Annotated in this window: 23 protein-coding genes; 16 read left to right on the top strand and 7 right to left on the bottom strand. The window is 61.2% G+C overall.

Annotated features, from left to right (window positions below; translation table 11 throughout):
• The first annotated feature begins 93 nt into the window (after positions 1–93).
• The 5 genes from ACN19L_RS13435 to ACN19L_RS13415 all read left to right on the top strand — a co-directional run bounded on the left by ACN19L_RS13435 (position 94) and on the right by ACN19L_RS13415 (position 7,383).
• A complete protein-coding gene (locus ACN19L_RS13435; protein WP_426490009.1) occupies positions 94–966 on the top strand; it encodes a DUF58 domain-containing protein in 873 nt (290 codons plus the stop codon).
• 58 nt (positions 967–1,024) lie between these two features.
• Positions 1,025–1,705 carry a DUF4468 domain-containing protein gene (locus ACN19L_RS13430; RefSeq protein ID WP_426490008.1) on the top strand — a complete coding sequence of 227 codons (681 nt, stop codon included), beginning with the start codon at positions 1,025–1,027 and terminating at the stop codon, positions 1,703–1,705.
• Positions 1,706–1,810: 105 nt separating this feature from the next.
• Positions 1,811–3,313, top strand: a complete 1,503-nt coding sequence (locus ACN19L_RS13425; RefSeq protein WP_426490007.1) for a BatA domain-containing protein — start codon at positions 1,811–1,813, stop codon at positions 3,311–3,313.
• Positions 3,313–5,586 (top strand): hypothetical protein, encoded by a 2,274-nt coding sequence (locus ACN19L_RS13420; RefSeq protein ID WP_426490006.1) that lies wholly within the window; start codon positions 3,313–3,315, stop codon positions 5,584–5,586. Before ACN19L_RS13425 ends, ACN19L_RS13420 begins: the two co-directional genes overlap by 1 nt.
• A gap of 24 nt (positions 5,587–5,610) precedes the next feature.
• Complete coding sequence (locus ACN19L_RS13415; protein ID WP_426490005.1) at positions 5,611–7,383, top strand: hypothetical protein; 1,773 nt, start codon at positions 5,611–5,613, stop codon at positions 7,381–7,383.
• Between the two features lie 155 nt (positions 7,384–7,538).
• Here the strand turns inward: ACN19L_RS13415 and ACN19L_RS13410 are convergent, their stop codons facing one another.
• Positions 7,539–7,778, bottom strand: a complete 240-nt coding sequence (locus ACN19L_RS13410) for a hypothetical protein (RefSeq protein WP_426490004.1) — start codon at positions 7,776–7,778, stop codon at positions 7,539–7,541.
• A 134-nt stretch (positions 7,779–7,912) separates the two neighbouring features.
• Here ACN19L_RS13410 and ACN19L_RS13405 point away from each other — a divergent pair, with 134 nt between their 5' ends.
• The 5 genes from ACN19L_RS13405 to ACN19L_RS13385 all read left to right on the top strand — a co-directional run bounded on the left by ACN19L_RS13405 (position 7,913) and on the right by ACN19L_RS13385 (position 10,851).
• Positions 7,913–8,494, top strand: a complete 582-nt coding sequence (locus tag ACN19L_RS13405; protein ID WP_426490003.1) for an RNA polymerase sigma factor — start codon at positions 7,913–7,915, stop codon at positions 8,492–8,494.
• Positions 8,495–8,590: 96 nt separating this feature from the next.
• A complete protein-coding gene (locus ACN19L_RS13400) occupies positions 8,591–9,784 on the top strand; it encodes a trypsin-like peptidase domain-containing protein (RefSeq protein ID WP_426490002.1) in 1,194 nt (397 codons plus the stop codon).
• Between the two features lie 254 nt (positions 9,785–10,038).
• Positions 10,039–10,293, top strand: a complete 255-nt coding sequence (locus ACN19L_RS13395; protein ID WP_426490001.1) for a hypothetical protein — start codon at positions 10,039–10,041, stop codon at positions 10,291–10,293.
• A 136-nt stretch (positions 10,294–10,429) separates the two neighbouring features.
• A complete protein-coding gene (locus ACN19L_RS13390) occupies positions 10,430–10,618 on the top strand; it encodes a hypothetical protein (RefSeq protein ID WP_426490000.1) in 189 nt (62 codons plus the stop codon).
• A gap of 38 nt (positions 10,619–10,656) precedes the next feature.
• A complete protein-coding gene (locus tag ACN19L_RS13385) occupies positions 10,657–10,851 on the top strand; it encodes a hypothetical protein (protein WP_426489999.1) in 195 nt (64 codons plus the stop codon).
• Positions 10,852–11,010: 159 nt separating this feature from the next.
• Here the strand turns inward: ACN19L_RS13385 and ACN19L_RS13380 are convergent, their stop codons facing one another.
• The gene (locus tag ACN19L_RS13380; protein ID WP_426489998.1) at positions 11,011–11,928 is read right to left on the bottom strand and encodes an NAD(P)H-binding protein; all 918 of its coding nucleotides are present in this window, start codon (positions 11,926–11,928) and stop codon (positions 11,011–11,013) included.
• 174 nt (positions 11,929–12,102) lie between these two features.
• Here ACN19L_RS13380 and ACN19L_RS13375 point away from each other — a divergent pair, with 174 nt between their 5' ends.
• Positions 12,103–12,495, top strand: a complete 393-nt coding sequence (locus tag ACN19L_RS13375) for a winged helix-turn-helix transcriptional regulator (protein ID WP_426489997.1) — start codon at positions 12,103–12,105, stop codon at positions 12,493–12,495.
• Between the two features lie 37 nt (positions 12,496–12,532).
• Here ACN19L_RS13375 and ACN19L_RS13370 read toward each other — a convergent pair whose 3' ends face one another.
• Positions 12,533–13,477 carry an HNH endonuclease gene (locus tag ACN19L_RS13370; protein ID WP_426489996.1) on the bottom strand — a complete coding sequence of 315 codons (945 nt, stop codon included), beginning with the start codon at positions 13,475–13,477 and terminating at the stop codon, positions 12,533–12,535.
• Between the two features lie 139 nt (positions 13,478–13,616).
• On the opposite strand from ACN19L_RS13370, the gene ACN19L_RS13365 reads away from it, so the two are divergent.
• Entirely contained in the window at positions 13,617–15,239 is a 1,623-nt protein-coding gene (locus tag ACN19L_RS13365) for a Na+/H+ antiporter (protein ID WP_426489995.1), read from the top strand.
• A 214-nt stretch (positions 15,240–15,453) separates the two neighbouring features.
• On the opposite strand, the gene ettA is transcribed toward ACN19L_RS13365, so the two are convergent.
• Positions 15,454–17,121 (bottom strand): energy-dependent translational throttle protein EttA, encoded by a 1,668-nt coding sequence (ettA, locus tag ACN19L_RS13360; protein ID WP_426489994.1) that lies wholly within the window; start codon positions 17,119–17,121, stop codon positions 15,454–15,456.
• Positions 17,122–17,448: 327 nt separating this feature from the next.
• Here ettA and ACN19L_RS13355 point away from each other — a divergent pair, with 327 nt between their 5' ends.
• The 3 genes from ACN19L_RS13355 (at position 17,449) to ACN19L_RS13345 (ending at position 19,946) form a co-directional block, all read left to right on the top strand.
• Positions 17,449–18,762: a DUF349 domain-containing protein gene (locus ACN19L_RS13355; protein ID WP_426489993.1), complete on the top strand. Its 1,314-nt coding sequence runs from the start codon at positions 17,449–17,451 to the stop codon at positions 18,760–18,762.
• A gap of 144 nt (positions 18,763–18,906) precedes the next feature.
• Positions 18,907–19,128: a DUF2795 domain-containing protein gene (locus tag ACN19L_RS13350; RefSeq protein WP_019948259.1), complete on the top strand. Its 222-nt coding sequence runs from the start codon at positions 18,907–18,909 to the stop codon at positions 19,126–19,128.
• 149 nt (positions 19,129–19,277) lie between these two features.
• A complete protein-coding gene (locus ACN19L_RS13345) occupies positions 19,278–19,946 on the top strand; it encodes an ABC transporter ATP-binding protein (RefSeq protein ID WP_426489992.1) in 669 nt (222 codons plus the stop codon).
• Between the two features lie 8 nt (positions 19,947–19,954).
• On the opposite strand, the gene ACN19L_RS13340 is transcribed toward ACN19L_RS13345, so the two are convergent.
• The 3 genes from ACN19L_RS13340 to ACN19L_RS13330 all read right to left on the bottom strand — a co-directional run bounded on the left by ACN19L_RS13340 (position 19,955) and on the right by ACN19L_RS13330 (position 23,734).
• Positions 19,955–21,160, bottom strand: coding sequence for a lycopene cyclase family protein (locus tag ACN19L_RS13340; RefSeq protein WP_426489991.1), 1,206 nt, complete (start codon positions 21,158–21,160; stop codon positions 19,955–19,957).
• A 144-nt stretch (positions 21,161–21,304) separates the two neighbouring features.
• The gene (locus ACN19L_RS13335) at positions 21,305–22,168 is read right to left on the bottom strand and encodes a TIGR00730 family Rossman fold protein (RefSeq protein WP_426489990.1); all 864 of its coding nucleotides are present in this window, start codon (positions 22,166–22,168) and stop codon (positions 21,305–21,307) included.
• A gap of 303 nt (positions 22,169–22,471) precedes the next feature.
• A complete protein-coding gene (locus ACN19L_RS13330) occupies positions 22,472–23,734 on the bottom strand; it encodes an ABC transporter permease (protein ID WP_426489989.1) in 1,263 nt (420 codons plus the stop codon).
• 142 nt (positions 23,735–23,876) lie between these two features.
• Between ACN19L_RS13330 and queA the strand changes: the two genes are divergently transcribed.
• On the top strand, positions 23,877–24,926 hold the full coding sequence (gene queA, locus ACN19L_RS13325) for a tRNA preQ1(34) S-adenosylmethionine ribosyltransferase-isomerase QueA (RefSeq protein WP_426489988.1): 1,050 nt from the start codon (positions 23,877–23,879) through the stop codon (positions 24,924–24,926).
• Positions 24,927–24,930: the final 4 nt, after the last annotated feature.

Genomic DNA, 24,930 nt, shown 5'->3' with positions numbered 1-24,930 from the left:
CAGGTTTTTGGTTGGTGGTTTTTGGTTTCTGGCCTGACAAGTAAACCTGAACCCAAAAACCAACAACCAGAAACCAACAATCAGAAACCAGAAATGCTCAGCCCCGAATACCTGCACGCCCTACACAACCTGCCGCTGGCGGCCCGGCGGGCGGCTGAGGGCGTGCTGCACGGGGCCCACGCCAGCCGACGCAAGGGGGCGGGCATGGAGTTCAGTCAGTACCGACCCTACCAGCCCGGCGACGACCTGCGCCGCCTCGATTGGCGGCTGGCAGCCCGCTCGGACCGGTATTACCTGCGCGAGTCGGAAATTGATACCAGCCTGGTAGTGCACTTGGTGCTGGATGCCACCGCCAGCATGAACCACCAGGACGACAATGGCCTGACTAAGCTGCAGTACGCCCGCCTGCTGTGCGCAGCCCTGGCCTACGTAGCCACCCAGCAGGGCGACGCTGTGGCCCTCACCGTGCTGCACCCCGCTGGCCTGCAACACTTGCCGCCCCGCGCCGATGCCCGCCAGCTCCCCCGCCTTTACCACCTGCTGGAAAACCTGGAAGCTGCCGGCCGCTTCCCCGACGCCGCCACGCTGGCCCCCCTCACGGCCCGCCGCCAGCCCGCCCTGACGGTGTGCGTAAGTGATTTGTACGAAGAAACCGGTGAGATTGAGCAGTTGCTCACGCGCCTGCGCGCTGCCACCGGCGAGGTGCTGCTCCTGCATCTGCTGGCCCGCAACGAGCTGGAATTTACCTACCGCGGCGCCGTGACCTTTGAGGACCTGGAAACCGGCCAGCAGCTGCAGCTGGATGCCGCCCAGCAGCGCCGCCTGTGGCAACAGCAGCTGCAGCAGTGGCTCCGCGAAACGGCCCAGCGCGCCCGCACCCACGGCTTCGACTATCAGCAGCTGACCATTGCTGAGCCGCTGACCCAGGCCCTGCGCGAGTTTCTGCGGCGGCGGGCCCGGGGATGAGCCGCTTGGGCCCGATAGTTGCGCGAGCCAAGAAGTCCCTTCTATTTCTGGCTTCTCTATGCGCTACGCTCTACTTCTTGCCGCTCTGTTACTAGCCGCCCCGTTGGCGGGCACTGCCCAAACGGCACCGCCCACTACCTATTACCGGCCCCTGCCGGTGGTGCCCGTTGATTCCGTGACGCGCCAGATTGTGTATCGGGGTGTGCTGCACGCGGCCGGCCTGCCCCAGGCCGAAGTGTACGGCCGCGCCCAGGAGTGGCTGGCCCGGCAGTTTGAGGATTACTCGGCGGTAGTGCAGTTGGCCGATGCGGGTCGGGGCGTACTCATCGGGCAGGCCATTGTGCAAGCGGTAGGCCCGGCTCAGAAAAACCAGGATGCCCGCCGTTTTAACTTGGTATTCCGGTTTCGGCTGCGCGCCCAGCCGGGGGCGTTGTCTTATGAGTTAACCGATATCAGTTACCCGTATTACGCCACCATTTCTGCTGGCAATTCCACATCAGTAGGCTACACGGCCAGTATGCTAACGGAGTGGCAACGAGCTGATGACTTCTCACGAATAAGCTCTCCAAACGCCCAAAACCGTCGTACCCCGGTGGAAATCGAGCTCCGCGACTATGACCAGTATACCAATGACGGCAAGCCCAAACCCCGCATGCTGCAGGTGTGCCTGGGCATTCAGGACGTCATGACCGGACTGGTGGCTTCCCTGAACCAGGAGTTGCGGCAGCCGCTACCGTAGCGCAGTAGTAGTGTAGCGTGGGGCAACGCACGCGGGGAAAGTTGTGTCTGTAGCGTGGCCTGCGTAGGTTGAAGGCCCGACTGTACTTTCTAGCTCCCGCACTGTTTGTTTCCCGTCCTCTTTTCGCACACCGCCACGGGCTGGCTTACCCTGCTGGGGCTGGCCGTGCCACTAGCCATTTACCTCTGGAACCGGCGGCCGGGCCGGGTGGTGCGCGTGGGCAGCATTCGGTGGCTGGAAGCTGCTGCCAACCGCCGTCTGCGGAGCCTGCGCCCCGAGCAGCTGGCTCTGTTTCTGCTGCGCGCAGCAGTGGTAGCCCTACTGGCCGCGGCCGTAGCCGAGCCCGCCCAGCTGCTTCCTACGCCCCCGGCCCGCGGGCAGGTGCTACTGGCTCCCGGCCTGACCAGGGCCGAATTCGCCCCGCTCCGGCCGGCGCTGGATTCACTGCGGCGGCAGGGCTACCAGGTCCGGCAGCTCCACAACCGCCTTCCCCTGGGTGCCCCGTTGGCCTGGGCTAGCCTGGGCTTGGGTGATACCACCACCGCTGCCCGTTTTCAGCCGGATACCGTTCCGAGCGCCAACCTCTGGCAGCTTGTAAGGGCGGCCGCTGACTCAGTGCCGGGTCGGCCGCTGGTGGTAGTGGCCCCGCTTGCTTTATCGTCTTTCACGGGTAGCCGGCCGCCGCTGCCCGCCGCCGTGCGCTGGCTGCCCGTTCCCCCGCCCGATTCCGTCCGCTGGGTGGTAAGTGCCTGGCAAACTCAGCCCGACAGCCTGGTGGCGCTGGTAGCCACCAGCCAGGAAACCGGCACCCGCTTTCAGAAAATCCGGCAGACATGGCCGGCAGCCAACGGCTCTGTGCGCATTGGGGGCGTAGCCGCGCAGTTTGATGCCCAGCAGCAGACTTTGCGCCAGGGCAGCCGACGGATACCCCTTTATACCCACGCGCCGCGCTGGCACGTGAGTTCCGACGCCGACCATGCTGCTTCGGCGCGGGTATTACTGGCGGCTCTGCGGGCCGTGGGTAGTGTACTGCCGGTGTCGCCGCGCATCACTAATGGAGCTACTCTGCCACCTGATTCGCTGGATTGGCTGTTCTGGCTGCAGAATGCGCCGGCCCCGGCCCACCTGCCCCGTACGCAGGTGTGGGAAGAAGCCCGCACGGCCACGAGTGTACGCACTGCGTTTCAGCCCGTCGGTACTCCCCGCCCCATTCCACTACTGCGGCTTGATACCACGCGGTTGCGCAACGGCTTTCCGCACTGGCTCACGGCCAGTGGCCAGCCGCTGCTTAGCCGCCGGGCCCCTTCGCACTGGTACCTGCACACTCGCCTGGCAACGGGTTGGAGTGAGCTGGCCGACAGCCCCGCGCTTCCTACCCTACTGCTGACGCTGCTGAATCCTCCAGCCACCAACCAGCCGGATATCCGTCAGCTACCGGCCTCCCAACTTACTGCACCTCGGCTAGCGGCCGTTTCTGACGTAGCCCCTACGGCTCCGCGCCGCCTGCTTGCGCCCTGGCTGGTATTGGCCGCTGGAATTCTGTTTGCAGCCGAGCGGCTGTGGGCCAGTCGCCGAGCCGCTGTTTCACCCTCAACCGCCACTGCCTGATGCCTGTTCTGGTTGCTTCCCCCATTTCCCCGGCAGTGCCCGTGCAGGCGGCGGCCCGCGCCTGGGCCCTGCGGCGCACGGCCGCGCTGGGCCTACTGCTGCTGGGCGGGGCTCTGCTGCTGGGCGCCATAGCCAGCAGTTGGCCGGCCGCCCGAGGCGCCGTGTACGTGGCTGGCGGAGTTGGGCTGGTAGCGGCTGGCTGGTGGCTGTGGCGCATCTGGCAGCAGCCTCTCACTGCTACTGCCCAGCGGCTTAACCGCCAACACCCCACTTTGGAGGATAGTACTGCGCTACTACTCCGCCCTGCTTCCGACCTCAACCTACTGGAACAACTGCAGCAGCAACGGCTGCTCGCGCGCCTGCCGGAACTGGCCGCTGCCGGCCCGCTGCTGCCCATGCAGTGGCGGCCCTACTGGCTGGCGCTGGCGGGGTTGGCGGGGTTGGCAGCTGGTATCTGGTGGTTCCGGCCGGCGGAGGCCACAGGCCCGGTAGCAGCAGCGGCCCCCGTTGCCCTGCGCTTCAGCGAAACCCCGGCCCAACCGGCCGCCGCGCCGCGCATCACCCAAACCCGCTTGCAGGTGCAGCCCCCGGCTTACACGCGCCGCGCCGCTTTCTCGCCCACTACTCCTTCCTTCCAGTGCCCCTGGCAAAGCCGCGTGCAGTGGCTGATTACGTTGAGCCGGCCCTCCCAGACGCCGCCTATCCTGGAGCTGGGTACTCGCCGGATTCCGCTGCGGGCGGTGCCCAATGAGCCCACGCAATTCACCACCGAGCAGGTGCTCACGGCATCGGTGCTATACCGGCTGCGCTTGGGGGCGCAGGTTTCGGATGAATACGCCGTGGAAGTACTGCCCGACCACGCCCCCACCATCCGCCTGATTACGCCCAAAGCCTACACGCTGGTGGAGTTTGGCCGGCCACCCCAGGTAGCCATCCAGGCCCAGTTGCGCGACGACTACGGCCTCACCCGCGCCCGGCTGGTGGCCACCGTGGCTCAGGGACAGGGCGAAGCTGTGAAATTCCGGGAAGTGGTAACGGATTTGAGCACTGCCCTGGCCGGGCAGCCAGCCGCTGCCACTGTGCGGCCCGTGTTGCGCCTGCCCGCTCTCGGGCTCACCTACGGCGACGAGGTATACTTCTACCTGCAGGCCTGGGACAACCAACAGCACGTCACGCGCTCCGATACTTACCTGGTACAGTGGGAAGACACCACCGTACAGGAGAGTACCATGGATGTATCGTTGGGGGTGAATACTGCTCCCGCCTACTTCCGCAGCCAGCGTCAGATTATCATTGACACCGAAAAGCTACTGGCCGAGCAACGCGGGCTGGCCCCAGCTACTTTGCAGGAGCGCTCCAATGCCATTGGCTTCGACCAGAAAGTGCTGCGCATGCGCTACGGCAAGTTTTTGGGTGAGGAAGCCGACGAAACCATCGGGGCCGCGCCCACGGGTCCGCCCACGGCCGATACTCCGGCTGAAGAACCCGGCCTGGGCTCGGTAGTAGCGGAAGACCACACCGAAGCCGAAGCCAAACCCGAGCAACACTCCGCCGATGACGGCCACGACCACCATACCACCCCACCCGCCGGTGCCACCGACTACGAAACCCGCACCGCCGAGCTGATGGACCCCTACATCCACCACCACGACGACGCCGAAACAGCCGACTTCCTGGAGCCCGCCGTGAAAGCCAAGCTCCAGGCCGTGCTCAGCCAAATGTGGGAGTCGGAGCTGCGCCTGCGCACCGGGCGTCCCCGTGAGGCGCTGCCCTTCGAGTACCGGGCCCTGCGCCTGCTTAAACAGGTGCAGCAGCAAACCCGGGCCTACGTGAAAAAAGCCGGCTTCACCCCGCCGCCCATGCCCGAGGCCACTACCCGCCTCACCGGCGACCTGGCCGGCGCGGCCGCCCCCAGCCGCCGCCAGCAGCTACCCGCGCCCAGCCAGCAGCCTGCCGTGCGGGCCGCCCTGGGGGCCTTGGCACAGCTGCGGCAGCACGCACCAGTTCCGGGAGTTGCGGTTAAGCTGGAGCAGGGCGGGCAGCAGCTGGCTCAGGCCGCATTGCGCCAGCCAAGCACTTACCTCAGCGCCCTGCAGGAGCTACGGCAACTGACGGCTGCCCTCCGCGCCGGCCAGCCAACGCAACGCTACAATCTGCCGCTGATTGAGCGGGCTTTTACCCGGCTGCTCCCGGCTCCCCAGCCGGCCCCGGCCCAGCAAATCCGGTCGGGCTCCAAACTTACCCAACGCTATTTCCAGGAACTCAGCCGCTAAGCCCGTTTCTGCCGCCTCCTGCTTATGCTCTACGCTGTTGCCCTGTGCTCATTACTCCTTGTGCTGCTAACGGCGCTGGCCGTGCGCCGCCCCGATACCCGGCGGCGGGGGCTGCGTCTGGGGGCCGGCCTGCTAGCCGCCATTGGGCTGGGGCTAACGGCGTTTCCGCCCAGTAGCACCACCACCCAACCCGTCGCCTCGGCCGCTATTTTGCTCACCGATGGCTACTCGCCCGATACCCTGCGGGCGTTGCAGCGGCAGTTGGGCAGCCCCGCGGCGGTGTGGCGCTACGCCACTGCGGCAGCGGCCGACACACCTACTCTGAGTACGGCAGCAGCCCTGCAGCAGCAACTACCCGGCATCTCGCACCTGCACCTGTTGGGGCGGGGCCTACCCGAGGCTGATTTAGCAGTGTTGCCGGAAGTGCCGCTCCACGTGCACGCCGATGCTCCTGGCGTAGGCTTTACCACGGCCACCTGGCCCCGGCAATCGGAACTGGGTCAACCGTGGGCCGTGGAGGGCACCTTTTTGGCGGCTGATAAGGGGCCCGTGTGGGTACGCCTGGTAGCGGCCGGAGCCCCGCGCGACTCCGTACAGCTACCGGCTGGCCGGGGCTCATTTAGGTTACAGTTCACTCCCCGGCTGGCGGGCGTGGCCGTGTACCAGGTGCAGGCTTACCAGGCTGGCCGGCAGCTGGCGCAAGAAGCGGTACCGGTAGAAGTGCTGCCCACCCAACCTGTGCGGATACTCATGCTGGCGGCCGCGCCTTCGTTTGAAATCCGGTTTCTGAAAGATGAGTTGGCGGCCCGGCAACACAAAGTTGCCCTGCGCATCGGGGTAAGCAGGGGGCTGACGCAAACCGAGTTTCTGAACCTGCCCACGCAACTTCCCCTTAGTCGCCTCACACCCCGCCTCCTCACCCAGTTTGATGTGCTGCTGCTGGATGCTGGCACCCTCGCCAGCCTCGCCTCCGATGAGAGCCGCAACCTGGCGCAGGCCGTACAAAATGGCACTTGCAACGTGCTGCTGCTGGCCGACGGCTCCACTATGCCGCGGCAGTTGCCCGGTGGCAGCGCCTTCCGGTTGGCGCCTCGCCCGGCCAATGCGGCCAGCCTGCCGCTGAGCGGGCTGCGCAGCGGCGCACCCGTGGCAGCTCCCGCCAGCTACGCGCTGCTGACTACGCCTAGCATCCGCCCGCTCTTCAGCATTGCCGGGCAGTCCGTTGGGGCTGCCACCCGCCGGGTGGGCCTGGGCCAGGTTGCCGTTACCACCATCACCGAAACGTTTCCCTGGCTGTTACAGCAGCAGCCGGCCGTGTATCACGCCTACTGGAGCCAATTGCTCACCGCAGTACGGCCCGCCCGGTCTGCTGCTTCCCTGCGCATCCTGTCTCCCTGGCCAGTACCCAACGCCCCCGTGCTCGTGCAAAGTGAAGGCCTGCCCACCACGGCTTCACTTACAATTACTGGGCCCACCGCTAAAGCAAGCCTGGCCCTGCGCCAGGATGCCATCGTGCCGGAGTGGGCTACGGCACCTTACTGGCCCGCTGCTTCGGGCTGGCACGAAGCCCGCGTCGGAGCAGTCACCCAGCCGTTTTATGTGTACGATGCCACTGGCTGGGCAGCGGCCCGGCAACTGGTCTGGCAACAGGCGGCCCGGCTCCGGCAGCCTAGCCGCCCGGCAGCAATGGCTCCGGCTGAGGCCGGCACTACCACTACAGCTACCTGGCCCCGGTGGCTGGGCGTGGCACTATTCATACTGGGTGCGGGGTTGCTGTGGTTAGAGGAGAAACTGTAGCGCACGCTCGTATTGGCACTCCACCGGTCTCGGCAGCCAACGGTCGAGGTAAATCCTCGTATCTTTCGCTTTGGCGCGGGCAAAAAATAGCCCGGACTCCGCCTTCGCAGAATCCGGGCTATCAGCCATTACAAGCCGGCCGGGCCGGCGCGTAATTACTTAACTTCAGTGGTGGTAGTGGTGGTAGCCTCCGTGGTAGCGGGAGCAGCCGTGGTAGCAGCAGCGGTGTCAGCCATGGCGGGGGCAGCAGCCGTAGTGTCGGTGGTAGCCGTGGTAGCTTCGGTGGTCGTAGCTTCCGTGGTCGTGGTGGTTTCTTCTACTTTCTTCTCGCCGCAAGAAGCGAGGGTAGCAGCGAATACAACGGCCAGAGCGGATACCTTAATCAGGTTTTTCATGGTACTAGTAGGTTTGAAAAATTTTTGTCCAAAAACGCCCTTCATACCGGTATCCAGAAATGGTAACCCAGTTTCTAAAAATATTTTTTCGGCGGGTTACCCGGCCGCTTACAACGTATTAAGCAACAAAGCGAATGGGTAAGGGACAACCTTCCTACACCGATGAGGAGTTTGTGGCGGCCATCCGCCGCGACGATGACCGGGCGCTGGCGCAGCTCTATCGGCTGCACTTTCCTATGATTTCGCACTACGTGCTGCAGAACAGCGGCACCGAAGACGAAGCCAAGGACGTGTATCAGGAGGGCGTGATGGTATTCTATGAAAAGGTGCGCGACGGCTCTCTGGAGCTCAGCTGCCAGATCAAAACCTACCTCTACGCCGTGTGCCGCCGCCTGTGGCTCAAACGGCTCACCGACAAAACCCGCTTCGGCGGCCGCCTCGATGACCATGAGTCCTACCTCGAAACCGGGGCCGAGACCGACCTGGAGGAGGCCGAGGAGCGCGACCGGCGCCTGGGCACCATGGCCCAGGCCCTGGACCGCATCGGGGAGCCTTGCCGCTCGCTTTTAGAAGGATTTTACCTGCTCGATAAGTCGATGCAGCAGCTTACAGCGGAGTTCGGCTATACCAATGCCGACAACGCCAAAAATCAGAAATACAAGTGCCTGGTACGCCTGAAAAAACTCTTTTTCAACCAGTACCAGGAACAGATATAGAATTTAGTTGATAGTGCCTCGTGCTTGGTGCCTCGTGTTTGGTTGAACAGACTAAGCACTACGCATCAGGTACTACGCACTAGCCACTACCAAAGCATGAAAACCGAAGCCGACTATTACGCCTTATTTGACGCCTACCGCTCCGGCGGACTGGCCGAGGATGAGCGCACTGCCCTGGAGCACCGCCTCGCCGCCGACCCCGAGCTGGCCCGGCGGCTGCAGGAGTTTGAGGAACTAACGGGTACGCTTACGGCCTACGGCCGCCGGCTGGCCCTGCGCCGCAAGCTTCACGCCATCCACGCCGATATGGACGCCGAGCAGGCCGTGCGCCTCACTCCGCTGGCCAAAGCCGCCGAGGAGGACGAGCGTCACGAGCAGTTTGCCACCGGCCGCGCCCCCCGTCCGGCCCTGCGCATTTCGCGCACCGAGGAAAAGCTGCGCCAGTTCTGGCACAGTCATCGTGCCACCATGATGGTAGCCGCCTCCGTAGCCGTGTTGGCCGTATTTACTACGCTGCTGGGCATGGAAATGTACCGGGCCTCCCAGAAACCCTCCCTCTACGGCTACACCGTGCTGCGGCGGGAAGTGGAGCGCATCAAGCGCAACCAGCGCAGCATGAACCGCACCCTCAACCAGATTGATGCCACGGCAACTCCGGAAAAGGTAAACCCCGGCAAATTCAGTGGCACGGGCTTCGCCCTCACGGCCGATGGCTACCTGGTAACCAGCTACCACGTCATTCAGGGGGCTGATTCCTTGCTGATTGAAAGCCGGGAGCGGCAGCGCTACCGCGCCGAGCCAGTGTTTACCGACGTGGCCCACGACCTGGCCATTCTGCAGATCAAGGACAAGAACTTCAAAGGCTTTGGCCGTCTGCCCTACTCCTTCAAGCGGGGCCAATCAGACCTGGGTGAGCGGGTGTATACACTGGGCTACCCGCGTGAGGATTTGGTATTCAACGACGGCTCGCTGAGCGCCCGCTCGGGCTTTGAAGGGGATACGGGCTTCTACCAGATCAGCATTCCGGTGAACCCCGGCAATTCGGGCGGCCCGCTGCTGGATGACCGGGGCAACCTCATCGGCATCATCAGCGGCCGGCAGATGGACGCCCAGAGTGCGGCCTTCGCTACCAAATCATCGTACCTGATGCGACTGGTAGATTCGCTTGGCACGGCCGGAGCAGGCAAGCCTTACGACATGCCCCGCACCAACCTGCTTACCGGTACCTCCCGGCCCCAGCAAATCCGTAAGCTGCAGGACTACGTGTTCGTGGTGAAGGTGTATGAATAAGCCTGGATTGGCAATCTAAAAAAAGCTCTGCCCTTACCGGCAGAGCTTTTTTTTGCCCAGCTCGCATGCACCTGTCCGAGGCGTCTGTTTAGTTCTAGGGCTTCGGCAACACGGGCAGGTGAGCCGGACCGGGACTTGTTGGCATTGCCTACGAAACAGCAAGCATCAAAATTGAGACAATCTCCGTACAGAGGCTCCGGGGCGGCCTTCAGGTGCTCCGATTTCATTCTTCACTTATTCCGCCTCTCCTTGCTATGAGCAGCCAACTCCCCAAAGAAATCGAAAAAATTGTCCCGGAAGACATTATCAACACCCTGCAAAGCGCATACGGCGTGTTCAAAGGGGAGCAGGACCAATTGGATGATCTGCTGAAAAACGGTGGGGCCTTGCTGCGCAAAGCTTCTCAGCGGTTCACTACTACGCAGCTCATCATCGGTATTGCCGTACTGGCCAGCGTGGCCGTATTCGCCACGGCTAAAATGGCCGAAACCGCTTCTGACGAAAACTAGCTTTTCTTCCACCTGCTAAAAAAGCCCCTTCCTACTCGGGAGGGGCTTTCTTTATGGCTGAATCGATTTTATAATTTTCACAATAAAAAATTTAACTTATACTTGCACTAACACAACCTCAACACTCTTTAGATCTATGATTGCCTTACTCCTTGCCCTGCTAACTGCCCCGCTGCTTTCCGATTCGGCTCCCGCTACCCTGCCCACTACCCCACATAGCTTAACTGTTGCAGCCAGGCGGCCACTGGCCTCCACGGACATTCCTAACTGGTTCAAGCGCAAAAAGCGGCACACGCCCGCTTACCGTCGCCTGCGTCGCCGGTAATCACACCGCCCCCCTTTCGTTGCTATTACTCTATACCGATGAAAACTGTCGTTACCCTGCTGTTGCTCGCCGGTATGGCTGGCACGGTAGCTCCACAGGCCCAGGCGGGTCCGGAGCCCGTTAAGAAAGTCACGAAGGCTGTGCGTCCCAAGGGACTGGCGAAGCTGTTTGCTCCCCGGCAGCGCGAGTCGGCCTATGCCAAAGCCATCCGCCGAAACCAGCTGTTTCGTTAAACCACGCCTGCAGCGGCTGCAGCTACCGCTTTCCTAAGTGCTGAAGGTGATGAATAGTCCGGTGGGCAGAAACCGTCGGGCCGGCCTTCTTGCCTACCAACCACCAGCGCCCCCCGGACGGCCCCGAGGTGCGCTGGTGCTGCTCTTCGATACGGCGGCTTACGAGGCTACCGGCTGGCTGGCACCGTGAAAGGCGGGCGCAAATATCTGCTTGGCAAACTCTTCCAGCGTGGTAGGCGTGGTATTGGCTGGGGTGCGTTCCTGCTGCTGCATGATCCGGCCCTCGTTCAGGCTTTGGGTCATTTCGATATACAGGTCGGCCATTGACCCGGAGAGGCCGGCACCGAGCATACCCTGCCGGGCCTGATGGTAGGGAAACTGCACGTAAGGCAACTCAGGGCGGCCAATGGCCTGACCGAGGATGGCCGTGGCTTCCTGGTTGGTATAGTCGCGCGGGCCTAACAGCAGCTGCTCCGACTTGCCGGCCGGCACCCCGTCATCAAGGACCCGCGCGGCGTAGGCGGCAATGTCGCGGGTGGCAATCATGGGCAGGCGTACATCGGGGCGGGCGGCCGAGCCGTTGATGCCCATGCCCTGAATCAGGCCGATGCCAGCCAGCAGGTTCTCCATAAAATAAGCCGGGCGCAGGTGCACCACATCCAGGTTCTCAATAGCATTGAGGCGCTGCTCCTGGTAATGCACGCCCAGAATAGGGCCCGTACCGGCCGTCAAATCAGCCCCGATGCTGCTCAGATTTACGGCTTGGCGCAGACCAGCGGCCCGCACGGCCGCCGCTATACTTTCCCCTACCGCGGCCTGATAGGCCAGATTATCGGGGGCGCCGGGGTTGGGCGGCAGCATCAGAAAGGCCGCGTCGGCAGCGCCCAGTACACTGGTCAGGAAGTCAGTGTCTTCCAGGCTGCCAGCCTGAAGGTGGGCCCCGGCGGCTTCCAGCGTGCTGAGACGCTGACTGGCCCGGGCCACGGCCGTTACGCGGTGGCCGCGCTCCAGCAACAGGTGGGTTAGGTGGGTGCCGATGTGGCCGGTGGCGCCCAGTACTACAATGTGCTTGCTCATCAGAAACCAGGTTGAAAAATTGTGAGGTAAGAAGACTCCTCCGGCGCCGTCTGCAGTACTGCGTCTTGGATGGGTCAAAGGAAATTCTTTACCTTCGATTTAGGCAAGTACCTACTCTTTGGTAGGGTGCCTACCTTTTTCACAGTAATACTGATAATCAGCAACTAAATTTTTATGAGCAAGCTCACAAAACAGCAGCAGGCCGAGGCCTACTGGGCTACCTGCGACGAACAGCCGCCCGGGGCCATCTGTCCCGTGCGCACCACCCTCAACGTGCTGGGCGGCAAATGGAAGCTGCTGATCCTGTCGTACCTGCTCACGGGCCCCCAGCGCTACGGGGAGCTGCGCCGCCTGATGCCCGAGGTAACCGAGAAGATGCTGATCCAGGAATTGCGGGAGCTCGAAGCCGATGACATCGTGGAGCGAATCGTCTACCAGCAGGTGCCGCCCAAAGTTGAGTACCAGCTCACCGAGCACGGGCGGCGGGTTCAGCCCATGTTTGCCGAGCTCATCAGTTGGGGCCAGCGTTACCGGGACCGAAACCGAAAGCTGGAAGAAGCCGCCTGATGTAGCGGCCGAGCGACTGAGCCCGAATTGAAGCCAGCTAGCACCCAAATCCTTCCTTGCGCGGCCACCACTCCCGCCGCTCGGGCAGCCGCAGCCGCTCGCCTTCCAACTGCAGCAGCCCGTGCTCCTGGCCGCGTAGCTCCCGAAATGTGCCGGCCACCCGCACGCGGTAATCAGCGTCCACCCGAATCAGGTGGCGGTCGAAGGCGCGGTGCAGGGTGGGCGTGAGGGCCAGGCCGTTGCCGATGGTGTCATCGTGCGACAGGGCCCAGGGCACGATGTGGCAGGCGTCGAGCAGCGGGGCCACGGCGCTGGTGCCAGTACTGATAAGCTGCAGGCCCGAAATGGCGCAGGTATAGTTGTAGGCGCGCAGCACCTCGCGCTTGAAAACGGCGCTGCGCATGGCCGTTTCCACTTCGTCGGCCAGGTTGAGGTGGGTTTGGTAGAGGGCGGCGGGCTCCTCCAGCATCTGCCGGCCCAGGGTTTGCAGCGTTTCGGGGCCGGCGTGGGGGCGGTAGCGGAAGCGCGTCTGCGGAAAGTACCGCTCCAGCAGCGCCTCCCGGAACAGCTGGCGCGTGGCGGCCTCCTGCAGCAGCTCCCACAGCGACGCATCGAGGGCGGCAAAGGCCACGGCGGCCCGCAGGTGCCCCAGGCTGCGCGGCGAGCCGGACGAGGTAAGCAGCAGCGGCTGGCCGGAATACGTGTGCAGGTGCCAGAATCCTTCCCCGGTAAGGTGATAGAACGGCAGCGCGAAGTTGTTGGCCCGAAACTGCCCCGATACGCTCAGGTCGCGGCAGTTGCTCTGGAAGGCGGCCAGCAACTCGGGCGTAATGCTGATTTGGTTGTCGAGGATCAGCCCATATTCGATGCCTTCGAGCACGGCCAGCAGCAGGGCCGGCTTGTACGGGGCCTCCTCCCCGGCCAGGCGGCTGGTGCGGAGCTTGCGGAAACGGGTAAGATACTGCGCCAGCGGGGTAGTCATGCGGGGCGCAAGTTCACGGAAAATAAGTACGGTGCCGCGCTGGGTTGGTAATTCTGCAATCCTCCCCAATTTAGGGGCGACTTGAATGAACGGCAACCGGCTTCTCCGCCGCCTGCCGCCAACCCAACCCCTTCCGCCCATGCCCGACGCTACGCTTCACGAAAGTATTCTGCTGGTGTTGGGGCTGCTGTTTGCCATGCTGCTATTGGTGATGCTGGGCCAGAAGCTGCGCATCTCCTACCCCATTTTTCTGGTGCTGGCCGGGCTGGTGCTGGGCTTCGTGCCGGGGCTGCCGCGCATTGTCATCAGCCCCGACCTCATCTTCCTGATTTTCCTGCCCCCGCTGCTGTACCAGGCCGCCTGGGATACGGCTTGGCAGGATTTCTGGCGGTGGAAGCGGCCCATTGCGCTGCTGGCCTTCGGGCTGGTGTTTTTCACCTCCACCCTGGTAGCCTACGTGAGCCGGGCCATGATTCCGGGCTTCACGCTGCCGCTGGGATTTCTGCTGGGCGGTATCATCTCCCCGCCCGATGCCGTGGCGGCCACTTCCGTGCTCAAGGGCGTACGGGTGCCGCGCCGCATCACCAGTATTCTGGAAGGGGAAAGCCTGATTAACGACGCCAGTAGCCTGATTGTATTCCGGTTTGCGCTGGCCACGGTGCTGTCGGGCGCGTTTGGGTGGCAGCAGGCGGCCACCAGCTTCGTGGTGGTAAGCGGGATGGGGCTGGCGGTGGGCCTGGTGGTGGCGCAGGGCTTTTACCTGCTGCACAAGTACCTGCCCACCACGCCCAGCATCAACACGGTGCTCACCTTTATTGCGCCCTACGGCATGTACCTGCTGGCCGAGGAATTCCATTTTTCGGGGGTGCTGGCCGTGGTGAGCGGGGGGCTGCTGCTGTCCTACCACTCCCACCGCGTGTTTGATGCCGATACCCGCCTGCAGGCTACCAGCGTGTGGGCCAGTGTGGGGTTTGCCCTCAATGGGCTGGTGTTTATTCTCATCGGGCTGGAGCTGCCGGTGGTGGTGGAAGGCCTGGGCAGCTACTCGCTGGGGCAGGCCATCCGCTACGGCCTCATCATCAGTGGCCTCGTCATCGTCATTCGGCTGCTCTGGATGTATCCGGCGGCGTTTGTGCCGCGCTGGCTGTTCCGCAGCATCCGCACCCGGGAAGCCAGCCCCGGCTGGCAGGGGCCGGCCATTATTGGCTGGGCTGGTATGCGCGGGGTGGTGTCGTTGGCTTCGGCCTTATCGGTGCCACTGCTGCTCAGCAACGGGGAGGCGTTTCCGCAGCGCAACCTGATTCTGTTCATCACTTTCGTAGTGATTCTGGTGACGCTGGTGTTCCAGGGCCTCACCCTGCCGCTGCTCATCCGCTTCACCGGGGTAGAAAAGCTGGAGGAGCGCATGCCCACCGATGCCCAGGAAGCCGGTATCCGCCTACGCCTGCGCCACGTGGCCCTGGCTCACTTGGCCCGGCACTACCCCGAGGACATCCAAAACAATGAAATGATCAACGCCCTGCAGCACCGTATGCAGGCCGAGGCCCAGCGCACCGGCAACCTGCTGGAAGCTCTCGACTACGACGAATCCAAGCGCCAGGCCCTGCAACGCTACCACCAGGTACTGCTGGATGTGCTGCAAGTGCAGCGGGAGGAGCTGTTTGTGCTGCGCCGCGAGGATGTGTTTGAGGAGGAAATGCTCCGCCACCAGGAAGCCCAGCTGGACCTTGATGAGGCCAAAATCAGCCACATGCCGCATTGAGAAACAGATGACAATACCTGAATGTCATGCTGAGCGAAGTCGAAGCATCTCTACCTCTGGCTAACCCAATCGTGTGGCCAAAGCGGTAGAGACGCTTCGACTTCGCTTAGCATGACGTCCTGTTTTTCTGATTTGCTTCTTCCTCCCCCCAAACCCAAAACGTCCTCCCCCGGCCGAAGCAAGGAGAGGACGTTTTCATTACCAAACAGGCTGCTTAGTTTAGGCTGCGGTAGCGCACCCGCTTGGGCTCCACGTCGCCGAGGCGCTTGCGCTTGGCTTCCTCGTAGTCGGAGAAGTTGCCCTCGAACCACACCACCTGTGAGTCGCCCTCGAAGGCCAGGATGTGGGTAGCCAGGCGGTCGAGGAACCACCGGTCGTGGCTGATGATGACGGCGCAGCCGGCAAAGTTCTCCAGCGCGTCTTCCAATGCCCGGATGGCATTCACGTCCAGGTCGTTGGTCGGTTCGTCGAGCAGCAGCAGGTTGGCGCCCTGCTTGAGCGTGGTAGCCAGGTGCACCCGGTTCCGCTCCCCGCCCGAGAGCGAGCCTACCTTTTTTTCCTGGTCGCCGCCGCGGAAGTTGAAGTTGCTCACGAAGGACCGGGAATTCACCTGCCGGCCAGCCAGCAGCATGGTTTCGGTACCGCCCGAAATAGTTTCGAACACCGATTTGTTGGGGTCCAGGGTGTCGTGCTGCTGGTCCACGTAGGCCGTCTGCACGGTGGGGCCCACCACAAACGTGCCGGCATCAGGCTGCAGCTGGTCGGTGATCAGGCGGAACAAGGTGGTTTTGCCCGCGCCGTTCGGCCCGATGATGCCCACAATACCGCCCTGGGGCAGGTTGAACGAGAGGTTATCGAACAACAGTTTGTCGCCGAAAGCCTTGCGCAGCCCCTCGGCCTCAATCACCTGGGCACCCAGGCGCGGACCGTCGGGGATGAACAGCTCCAGCTTCTGCTCTTTTTCCTTGGAGTCCTCGTTCACCATCTTGTCGTAGCCGGCGAGACGGGCCTTGCTCTTGGCCTGGCGGGCCTTGGGGGCCATGCGCACCCACTCCAGTTCGCGCTGCAGGGTTTTCTGGCGCTTGCTCTCGGTTTTTTCTTCCTGAGCCAGGCGGTTCGATTTCTGCTCCAGCCACGAGGAGTAGTTGCCCTTCCACGGAATCCCCTCGCCGCGGTCCAGTTCCAGAATCCAGCCGGCTACGTTGTCCAGGAAATACCGGTCGTGGGTTACGGCTATAACGGTGCCCTTGTACTGCTGCAGGTGCTGCTCCAGCCATAGCACCGATTCAGCGTCGAGGTGGTTGGTCGGTTCGTCCAGCAGCAGCACGTCGGGCTCCTGCAGCAGCAGGCGGCACAGGGCCACGCGGCGCTTTTCCCCCCCCGAGAGGTTGCCGATGATGGCTTCCTCCGGAGGCGTGCGCAGGGCGTCCATGGCACGCTCCAGCTTGTTATCAAGGTTCCAGGCGTCGAGTTGGTCGAGGCGCTCCTGCACGGTGCCCTGGCGCTCCAGCAGCTTGTCGAAGTCGGCATCCTCGGCCCCGAAGGCTTCGTTGATTTCGTCGAACTCCTTCAGCAGGGCCACCGTTTCGGCCACGCCTTCCTCTAGTACCTGGCGCACGGTTTTGGTGGCGTCCAGCTGGGGCTCCTGCTCCAGGTAGCCCACCGAGTAGCCCGGCGACCACACTACGTCACCCTGAATCTGCTTGTCCTGGCCGGCAATAATTTTCAGCAGCGAGGACTTACCCGAGCCGTTGAGGCCGAGTACGCCAATTTTGGCACCGTAGAAAAAGGAGAGGTAAATGTTCTTGAGAACCTGTTTCTGGGGCGGGTACACCTTGGTTACCCCCGCCATGGAGAAAATAATGGTGGGTTGGTCAGACATCGTTCAGCTGAGGGTTTGCCGGGCCGGGCTTGCCGGTTAGCCGGGGGTTTCTATTTTGCACGTTCGTACGCGCCACACGCGGGCAAACGGCCCGCTTGGTGCGTGGGGGTTGTTCCGGCCCCGGCGGCGGGGCATAACCACGGCGGCAACTACCGCGTAGCTTCCCTGCGGCGGCCGGTTGCAGCCCCTAGGCCAAAGGTAGGCAGCCGGCGCTAACATTCCGAAGTCCGGGCCAGACAGCGGAATTACCCAACAACCCGTAAACTTGTACATCTTTCCGGCCCACACTCCGACCTTTCCACCTATTCGCTCCCCCACTATCTGATTATGGAATCACCAGACCACTTACTGGCCGAAGCCCGCCGTTATGGCTATGTTGAGGGCGACCAGGTGTGGCTTCGCCCGCTCCTCTCCTACCCCGCCCGCCAGGTTGGCCAGGTTAAAGAATCCGCCGACGCCTCACTGCTATACTTTGCCCAGCGCTTTCAGCTGTTTCGCCGGAAGGTAGAGGAGCTGCTGCAGAAGATCGAGGAATCCGACAATAAGGGCTCTTACCTGATGAAGGCCCTGCACCTAAAAGAGCAGGCCGGCAGCTACGATGCCCTCGGCAACTTTGAAGACCTGTACCACCGCCTCACCGAAGCGGAGGAAGCCATTAAGGTTACGATCAACCGCAACCGGGAGAAAAACCTGACTACCAAAATCAGCCTGATTCAGGAAGCGGAAGCCCTGCACGATACCATTGATTGGCAGGCTGGCAGCGACAAGCTAAAGGACCTGCGCCAGGGCTGGATTAAAACCGGCCCGGTGGAAAAGCACCTGGCCGATGAGTTGGAAACCCGCTTCCAGGCGGCCGTAGATGCCTTCTTTGCCCGCAAAAAGGAATTCCTGGCCGAGAAGAAAGCTATGACGAATCGGGTGTACGATCAGTACAAAGACCTTATTCACAAATCGGAAGCCCTGCAGAATTCCAGCGAGTTTGAGGAAACCACCCGTAAGCTCAAGGTGCTGCAGCAGCAGTGGAAGGATATTGATGGCAGCCTGCCCCGCAAACAGGCCAACGACCTCTGGACGCGGTTCCGGGCAGCCCATAACCACTTCTTCGAGCGCCTGAAGGTGCACATTGAAAGCAAGCGTCAGGAGCAGCAATTTACGCCCGGCGGCAACTCCGGCGAGGACAACCTCAGCCGCAAGCGGGCGTTGGTGGCCGAGGCGCAAGCCCTGTTGCAGCGCCCCATGCAGGAGGCCGTAACCCGCGCCAAAGAGCTGCAGGCCGCCTGGAAAAAGGTAGGCCCGGTGCGCGGCGAGGAATCGGACCGGGTATGGGAGCAGTTTATTCTGGCCTGTGACAAGGTATTTGAGATGAGCGCCCTGGAGCACTACATGCGGAAGCGGCCGACTGCCCCGGAAGCCAGCAGCCCGCAAAACCAGGCTGCCCTACGCATTCAGGCGTTGCAGGAGTTCATCAAGTATGATCAGCAGGAGCAGGAGGTCTTGCAGGAAAACCTGGGTAAGCTTAACGACTCGCCCGGTAACGAAACCTTTCGCACGATGCTGCAGGGGAAAATCCGGGCCTTCGACCGAAAAATTCGCACTAAAAACGAACTGATTACCATGTTCCGGCAGCAGCAGGTTGGCTAGACCAACCTTGCGCCGTATTTTACGTTGTCGTCAGCAACCTGCGCAACTACTAACCGGTAATGGTGTCAGTCGCATCTGCCCGGCCGGATTTTTGCTAACGGCCTTTCATCTTTTGACCACAATTTTTTAGTAGCACACACAACTATGTACTGGACTCTGGAACTTGCTTCGTACCTGGAAGATGCTCCCTGGCCTGCCACCAAGGACGAGCTCATTGATTACTCCATTCGCTCGGGCGCGCCCATGGAAGTGGTAGAAAACCTGCAGGCTCTGGAAGACGACGGCCAACCTTACGAGAATATCGAAGAAGTATGGCCGGATTATCCGACCAAGGAGGACTTCATGTTCAACGAAGACGAGTACTAGCAGTATTGGGGGGGCCGTATTGAGTAGTTAGCGCTGATGATTGTACCGTTCAGCCGGTAGCCCAATTCTCACTACTCATGTCTCCACGCTCAGTACTTTCTATTGATAACCTGATTGCGGGGTATGGACGGCGCGTCCTGCTCCGCAATTTGCGTTTAAACATACTGCGGCCAGCGTTTGTGGCTATTATCGGGCACAACGGCTGCGGCAAAACCACTCTGTTTCGGGCCCTTACCGGGCGCATTCCGTATCAGGGTAGCGTGCGGGTGCAGGACCAGGAATTAAGCACTATCCGGCGGCCGGCGGCCAGTGGCCTGCTGGCTCACCTGCCCCAGCGGGCCAGCGTGGAGTTTTCCATTCCGGTGCGGGAGCTGGTGGTAATGGGCCGCTTCCGCCACCACCGCTTTCTGGGCGCCTACACCAGCCACGATTACCAGCTAGCCGATGCCGCGCTTGCCAGTGTGGGGGCCGCTCACCTGGCCGAGCAGGATTTTACCCTGCTTTCTGGTGGGGAGCAGCAGTTGGTGTGGCTTGCCCAGCTCAGCCTGCAGGATGCCACCCTGTACCTGCTTGATGAGCCTACGCAGCAGTTGGATGTGTATTACCGCCGCCGGGTGTTTGCCCTGCTGGAAAGTTGGGTACAGGAGCAAGGTAAAACTATCCTCTGCATCACCCACGACCTGGAAAACCTGGCAAAGCTACCGGGTTACCTTCTGAATCTTTCCCGCCCTACTCCCACCCTGCTCCCCCTTTCTCCAGAGGTAGTGCAAACGGAGCGAGCTTTCTTGGAAAGTGAAGAAAGCCTAGCAGTGAACTAGTAGGCCGCTCACCGCCTGCCCGGTCGGCCGCGCAGTACGTGCCCGATGGAGCGCAAAAAGGGCCAGGGCCTGACAGAATTCATAATCTGAAAATTACCTATCCAGGATGTACGCTCGTCCAGGAAATCAAAAATCCGCTCAACGGGGTTACGCCGGAACAGGTCGGTGAATATTTCCCGGGTTTGCTCGCCCTGGCGCTGCATAATATCCAGCAGCAGCGTATCGAACAGCCGGAACTGCCACCTGTCGCCGGTGAGGTTTTGGGGCGGGTGGCCGGTAGCCGCCAGGGCTGCCGTGAGCCGGGCTGAGTGCTGCTGGATGCGTTTAAAAGCATACCCCGTGCTGGGTTTGGCCCGCCCGGCCCGGGTACCCAGGTTGATGATGTGCGCCCCGTCAGCAGCCGGTAGCGGGTGGTCTGTCATCGGAATGGCTCCTACTTCTTCGGCGGTAATGCGGTAGGCTTGTCCGTTCAGCAGCTGGTGCAGATAGCGGCCCAATTCTGCTTCGTACTGCGCTTTTGGCAGCACTTCGGCCGAAAACAGCGTGTACTCCACCAGGGCCCGGCGCTTATCAAAGGGAAGCACGTACATAAACCGCGCCTGCTGCTGCTGCTCGCCCCGGAAGTCCATGAACTCCGCTGTTTCCGGGTTGAAGGCGTCCTGCCCAGTTTCTATTTCCCAGCCCACAAAGTGCTGCAGCAGGTAGCGGTACCGTTCCGGTTGTTGCAGCCGGGCCAGTTCCGGCGGACGGCTGTCAAAGACGTATTGCGCCCGAAACTCGCCTTGGGGAGTGTAGGCCACGGCTCCGTCAGCCGTATTGCTTATAGCTGTTACCGTAGTAGCTACGCAGGCAAACTGTGGATTACCGGCCAAGGCCCGCTGCACAAACTGGTAAAAGTCCAGCCCCCGAATCATCTTGTAGCGGTGGCGCGTCAGCGGAATTACTCGCTCGAATGTGGGGCTGCGGAAGGCTATCTGTTGCCACTCCTTCGCTACAATGCCATCGAATACGCCAGGCGCATCGGCCCAGAACGACCAGGTGCGGTCATTCTGGTTTTTCGCCTCGGGCTCCAGCAGCAGCACCCGCTTGCTGGCCAGCCGGGGCTCTCGGCTGATGTGATAGGCCAGGCTCAGCCCCGCCGCCCCGCCACCCACAATCAGGTAATCAAATTCTCGGGGTAAATCGGAAACGTCGGATTTCGCGGCTACGGACACGGGTCGGAAGTAAGATGGCGGCACTAATCAACAAGAAAAAAGCCGCTTCGTTGGAAGCGGCTTTTAAAAGTACTGCGGGAAATTTGCCAGGGACTCATCCACAAAATCCGCGAAATCCGACAAGAATTCGCGAAAATCCGTGATTTAGAAGTTTGGCGACAACAGGTATTTGCTGTAGAAATCGTCGATGATTTTCACCGCCGACTCCGAATCATCCACCAGTTGCACCAGGTTCATATCCTCGGGCGAGATATTATGCTCGTCCTCCAGCATCACTTTCTGAATCCAGTCGAACATGCCCTGCCAGTACTTGGTACCCACCAGCACAATGGGGAAGCGGCCGATTTTCTTGGTCTGAATCAGGGTGATGGCCTCAAACAGCTCGTCCAGCGTACCGAAGCCGCCGGGCATGCCAATGAAGCCCTGGGCATACTTCACGAACATCACCTTCCGCACGAAGAAGTAGTCGAAGTTGATGATTTTGTCCGGGTCGATGTAGATGTTGTTGAACTGCTCAAACGGCAGCTCAATGTTCAGGCCCACCGATTTACCGCCCTCTGAGTGGGCACCCTTGTTACCGGCCTCCATGATGCCGGGACCACCGCCCGTGATGACGCCGTAGCCGTGGCGCACCAGCTTGGCCGCAATTTCCTCGGCCATTTTGTAGTACGGGTTATCGGGCTTGGTGCGGGCCGAGCCGAAAATGGACACGCAGGGGCCGATTTTGGACATCTTCTCGAAGCCCTCCACAAACTCGGCCATCACCTTGAAGATCTGCCAGCTGTCGGCAATCTTGATTTCGTTCCAGTCCTTATCCACGAACGCGCGGCGGATGCGCTGCTCGTCATCGAGCTGTACGGTACGCTCCCCGTGCGTCTGCTCGCGGATATCACTGATGGTTTTCACCTTGTTGTCGTTGACGTTGGGCTGAACAATCGTCTGGCCGCTGCCAGCGTTCAGCACTTCATCCGCCACTTTCGTGCGGCTGGTTTTTTTGAGCTTCGCCATAGGAGCTACTGAGAAAATAGGGTGCGGACGCGGCCGGCGCACAGGCGCAGGCCATTACTGTGGGAATTTTTCCGCACCGGGGTAAACAATGAAAAAAAGGCAAAAAGAAAGCCGCCCCCACGGAAGAAGAGGGCGACCCAAGGTAGCGTCGGCAAGTTAACAATTTGTTAACATCACGCTACGAAACCGTTACTGGTAATATGAGAAATGTGGTGGAGAATATGCGGAATGAGAAAATGAGTGCGTTACCCGTACTTCACTTGCTATTCGCCACATTCTGCACGTTCATCCATTCCCCACATTCTACTGCGCCCGAATGGCAATAACCGGGTCGAGGTTGGAGGCCAGCACGGCCGGAATAATACCGGCCAGCACCCCAATCACCACCGAAACGGTAAGCCCCAGCGAGATGTTACCCACCGACAGGAAAAGCGGCAGGGCCTCCTGCGGGAGCAGCGTAATCAGAAATACCAGCAGAATACCGGCTCCGCCGCCCAGCAGGCACAGGAACACCGCCTCGAACAGAAACTGGAACAGCACGAAGTAGTTCTTAGCCCCCAACGACTTCTGAATGCCGATAATGTTGGTGCGCTCCTTCACCGACACGAACATGATGTTGGCAATACCAAAACCGCCCACCAGCATCGCAAAGCCCCCAATCACCCAGCCGGCAATGCCAATCACGGAGAATAGCTGCGTAATGGCGTTGGCCAGCATTTCGGGGCGGTTCAGGGCAAACGAATCATCCTCCCGCGGCTTCAGCCCCCGGATAACGCGCATGGTGCCCTGCACTTCGGCCTCCAGGTTCAGCAGCCCCGGGTCGTCGTCGCGGCCTTTAATGGCAATGGTGGCCTGGGCCCCGCCCATACCACTGGTGCTGATCTGGAAGATTTTGGAAAACGAGGGAAAGGGGATAAAGCAGTTGGTATCGTTGCTGGGGGTGTCCAGTAGCTTTTTACCTTCTTTCTGCATCACCCCGATAATAGTGAAGCGCTGGCCCTTGGCCTTGAACTCCTGCCCGATAGCCGAGCCATTGGGGAACAGGCTGCGCGCTATGGTATAGCCAACTACCGCCACATTGCGCGCCGAGGTTACCTCCTGCTGCGTGAAGTAGCGCCCTTCCACCACCGGCACATCCGATACGCGTCGGTATTCATAGCTGATGCCCTGAATAGCGCAGTCGCCCACTGAGTTGGAGCCGGCCTTGAGGGTATTGCCGCCGGTGGCCGCAAAAATGGCAATGCCATTATGATTGGCGGGGTTGAGCAGGCGCTGCATCTCCCGGTACTCGCGCACGGTGGGTACCGGCCGGTTGAAATACTTCCACCACGGATAATCTCCCCCAAACGCCCAGGGCCATTTCTGCACGTAAATCACCTTATCGCCCACGAAGCTCATACTGTCGCGAATGTTTCTTTCCAGCGAATCGACGACGGTAAAGACGGCAATAATGGCAAAAATGCCCACCGTAACGCCCAGCAGCGAGAGGATGGTACGCAACAGATTGGACTTGAGTGCTTGCCACGCGAAGCGGAAGCTTTCCAAGGTCAGGCGTAGTGCTTTCATAGGGGGCGCAGCATCTGCAAAGGGCGTGGAAAGGGCAATAAGCAGATTTCAGGCGAAAAGTAAGGATTCTTCGGAGGAATGTGCGTACTTTCGCGGCTCAATTTTTTCCATTAGGTTCCCCACCTATTGCCCTGTCTGGCCCATGAAGCTTTCTGAGTTCAAATTTGACCTGCCTGAAAACCTGTTGGCACAGCACCCCGCCAAGAACCGCGACGAGTCGCGCCTCATGGTGCTGCACCGCGACAGTGGCAAAATCGAGCACCGCACCTTCAAGGATATCCTGGAGTATTTCACCGACGGTGACGTCTTCGTGGTGAATGACACGAAGGTATTTCCGGCCCGCCTGTACGGCAACAAGGAAAAAACCGGGGCCCAGATTGAGGTATTCCTGCTACGCGAGCTGAACAAGGAAATTCACCTGTGGGACGTACTAGTGGACCCCGCCCGCAAAATCCGGGTAGGCAACAAGCTGTACTTCGGCGAGTCGGATATGGTAGCCGAAGTAATCGACAATACTACCTCGCGCGGCCGCACCATCAAGTTCCTGTTCGATGGTTCCGACGAGGAGTTCTATAAGGCCCTGCACGATTTGGGCGAAACGCCCATTCCCAAGGAGTTTATCACCCGCGAAACGGAGGCCGCCGATAAAGAGCGGTACCAGACGATTTACGCCAAAAACACGGGGGCCGTGGCGGCTCCTTCGGCCGGCCTGCACTTCACCCGCGAGGTAATGAAGCGCCTGGAAATCAAAGGAGTAGATGTAGTTCCGGTAACGCTGCACGTGGGCCTGGGCACCTTCCGCACCGTGGACGTGGAAGACCTGACCAAGCACAAGATGGATTCGGAGAACTTCGTAGTGCCGGCGGACTCGGCCACGGTCGTAAACCGTGCCCTGGATGCCAAGAAGCGGGTGTGCGCCATCGGTACCACGTCCATGCGGGCCATGGAGTCGTCGGTATCGGCTAACTCCCGCCTGAAACCCACGGAAGGCTGGACCGACAAGTTCATCTTCCCTCCCTACGATTTCAAAATCGCCAACGCGCTGCTCACCAATTTCCATACGCCGGAAAGCACGCTGATGATGATGGCCTCCGCCTTCGCCGGCCACGAGTTGTTGATTGAAGCCTACCAGACGGCCATCAAGGAGAAGTATAAGTTCTTCAGCTACGGCGACGCTATGCTGATTCTGTAATTCG

The sequence above is a fragment of the Hymenobacter sp. 102 genome (genome assembly GCF_049949205.1).
In the GTDB taxonomy this organism is placed as follows: domain Bacteria; phylum Bacteroidota; class Bacteroidia; order Cytophagales; family Hymenobacteraceae; genus Hymenobacter.
The sequence above is the reverse complement of the archived record's forward strand: the minus strand, read 5'-3'. Positions and strand labels throughout refer to the sequence as shown.

Excerpts from the sequence above, each read along its gene's own strand:
- queA (WP_426489988.1), top strand. The coding sequence starts at position 23,877 with ATGAAGCTTTCTGAGTTCAAATTTGACCTGCCTGAAAACCTGTTGGCA.
- ACN19L_RS13330 (WP_426489989.1), bottom strand. The coding sequence starts at position 23,734 with ATGAAAGCACTACGCCTGACCTTGGAAAGCTTCCGCTTCGCGTGGCAA.
- ACN19L_RS13405 (WP_426490003.1), top strand. The coding sequence starts at position 7,913 with ATGGGTAAGGGACAACCTTCCTACACCGATGAGGAGTTTGTGGCGGCC.
- ACN19L_RS13380 (WP_426489998.1), bottom strand. The coding sequence starts at position 11,928 with ATGAGCAAGCACATTGTAGTACTGGGCGCCACCGGCCACATCGGCACC.
- ettA (WP_426489994.1), bottom strand. The coding sequence starts at position 17,121 with ATGTCTGACCAACCCACCATTATTTTCTCCATGGCGGGGGTAACCAAG.
- ACN19L_RS13420 (WP_426490006.1), top strand. The coding sequence starts at position 3,313 with ATGCCTGTTCTGGTTGCTTCCCCCATTTCCCCGGCAGTGCCCGTGCAG.
- ACN19L_RS13335 (WP_426489990.1), bottom strand. The coding sequence starts at position 22,168 with ATGGCGAAGCTCAAAAAAACCAGCCGCACGAAAGTGGCGGATGAAGTG.
- ACN19L_RS13430 (WP_426490008.1), top strand. The coding sequence starts at position 1,025 with ATGCGCTACGCTCTACTTCTTGCCGCTCTGTTACTAGCCGCCCCGTTG.
- ACN19L_RS13350 (WP_019948259.1), top strand. The coding sequence starts at position 18,907 with ATGTACTGGACTCTGGAACTTGCTTCGTACCTGGAAGATGCTCCCTGG.
- ACN19L_RS13395 (WP_426490001.1), top strand. The coding sequence starts at position 10,039 with ATGAGCAGCCAACTCCCCAAAGAAATCGAAAAAATTGTCCCGGAAGAC.
- ACN19L_RS13400 (WP_426490002.1), top strand. The coding sequence starts at position 8,591 with ATGAAAACCGAAGCCGACTATTACGCCTTATTTGACGCCTACCGCTCC.
- ACN19L_RS13435 (WP_426490009.1), top strand. The coding sequence starts at position 94 with ATGCTCAGCCCCGAATACCTGCACGCCCTACACAACCTGCCGCTGGCG.
- ACN19L_RS13370 (WP_426489996.1), bottom strand. The coding sequence starts at position 13,477 with ATGACTACCCCGCTGGCGCAGTATCTTACCCGTTTCCGCAAGCTCCGC.
- ACN19L_RS13415 (WP_426490005.1), top strand. The coding sequence starts at position 5,611 with ATGCTCTACGCTGTTGCCCTGTGCTCATTACTCCTTGTGCTGCTAACG.
- ACN19L_RS13410 (WP_426490004.1), bottom strand. The coding sequence starts at position 7,778 with ATGAAAAACCTGATTAAGGTATCCGCTCTGGCCGTTGTATTCGCTGCT.
- ACN19L_RS13385 (WP_426489999.1), top strand. The coding sequence starts at position 10,657 with ATGAAAACTGTCGTTACCCTGCTGTTGCTCGCCGGTATGGCTGGCACG.
- ACN19L_RS13365 (WP_426489995.1), top strand. The coding sequence starts at position 13,617 with ATGCCCGACGCTACGCTTCACGAAAGTATTCTGCTGGTGTTGGGGCTG.
- ACN19L_RS13355 (WP_426489993.1), top strand. The coding sequence starts at position 17,449 with ATGGAATCACCAGACCACTTACTGGCCGAAGCCCGCCGTTATGGCTAT.
- ACN19L_RS13390 (WP_426490000.1), top strand. The coding sequence starts at position 10,430 with ATGATTGCCTTACTCCTTGCCCTGCTAACTGCCCCGCTGCTTTCCGAT.
- ACN19L_RS13375 (WP_426489997.1), top strand. The coding sequence starts at position 12,103 with ATGAGCAAGCTCACAAAACAGCAGCAGGCCGAGGCCTACTGGGCTACC.